General features: G+C 65.4%; 1 protein-coding gene. It reads left to right on the top strand.

Features of this window, described 5'->3' with window-relative positions:
* Positions 1–111 precede the first annotated feature (111 nt).
* Positions 112–1401 carry an ISL3 family transposase gene (locus tag ACZY0Y_RS19835; RefSeq protein ID WP_463959936.1) on the top strand — a complete coding sequence of 430 codons (1290 nt, stop codon included), beginning with the start codon at positions 112–114 and terminating at the stop codon, positions 1399–1401.
* Positions 1402–1444: the final 43 nt, after the last annotated feature.

The following is a 1444-nucleotide window of genomic DNA, read 5'->3' as shown; positions in this document are numbered from 1 at the left end:
GGCTCTTCAAGGTTCCCGGGGAAACAGGTTCGTGTTGTAGCAAGCAGAGGACTCGTGGTCCTGCTGGGATGAGTGTTCCTACGCATTCAACCTGAACAGGAACCACGAGCCTTGTTAGAGCCTACTGTGGCGGCCGAAGATGCTGCCAGCCTGATCTTTAACCTGCCCGATTACCGTGTCATTGGCACTGTGCTGCTCCCTGGCGGGGTGCGTCATGTCACGGTCGAGTCCACCTTCCCGCCGGGGTGCCCGAGCTGCGGGGTGATCGCGTCCCGGGTGAAGGAACGCCGGTGCCAGCGGCTGCGTGACATCCCTGTTGCCGGCGCGGTGGTGCTGCTCTGGGACAAGCGGCGCTGGTTCTGTGACGAGTATCTGTGCGAGCGGAAATCCTTCTGCGAGGCCACCCCTCAGGTCCCGCGGCGGGCACGATCTACACGCAGGCTCCGGGAGACGGTGCTGGACGCGGTCATCACCTCCGGGCGGGCCGTGTCCGAGACTGCCGTGGCGTTCGGGATCTCGTGGTGGCTGGTCCAGCAGGCCATCGGTGAAGCCGCTCTCCGCCTTCCGGACGTGGACCTCCTCGCACCCAGAATGCTGGGCATCGATGAGCACCGCTACCGGTCTGTGCGGTTCTTCCAGGACCCGGCCACGAGGGCCTGGACCCGGTATGAGCCGTGGATGACCACGATCGTGGATCTGGACACCGGCCAGGTCCTGGGCATCGTGGACGGACGGGACCACAAGGGCGTCGGCGACTGGCTCTTCGCCCGGCCCTTGGAGTGGCGGCTCGGGGTGCAGGTCGTCGCGATCGACCCGTCCGCGGCGTTCCGGAAGGCGCTGCGGATGTGGCTGCCGCGCAGCGCCGTGTCGGTGGATCTGTTCCATATGACGATGTTGGCCAACGACATGCTCACCTCGGTCCGGCAGGGCCTGTCGCAGCAGGTTCGGGGCCGGCGGGGCAGGGCCACGGACCCGGCGTGGGCGAACCGGATGCTGCTGGTGAAAGCCGGAGAAAACCTCTCCGACCGTGCGCAGTACCGCCTGGCCAGTGTCTTCGACACCGACGACCCGACCGGTAAACTCAAGGCCGCCTGGCAAGTGAAGGAACAGCTCCGCACCCTGCTGCGCACCGGCTCCCTGGAGGACGCCGCAGCCGCGAAAACCACCCTGGCTGAACTGGTGGTCCAGTCCGCGCTGCCCGAAGCGAACCGGCTCTACCGCACCGTGTGCCGCTGGTGGGCCGAGATCGAAGTCCTCATCGTCACCGGGGCCACCACGGCCACGGTAGAGGCCAATAACACGGCAATAAAACACATCAAACGGACCGGCCGCGGATACCGGAACCCGGACAACTACAAATCGCGTATCCTCTTGAGAAGTGCAGCCCGGATGGCAGCATGAGCAATCATCTCAGCAGACCATTCCCCGGGAACCTTGAAGAGCC

The sequence above is a fragment of the Pseudarthrobacter kochi genome, from assembly GCF_055412805.1.
Note: the sequence above shows the minus strand (reverse complement) of the source record. Positions and strands in the feature narration are given on the sequence as shown.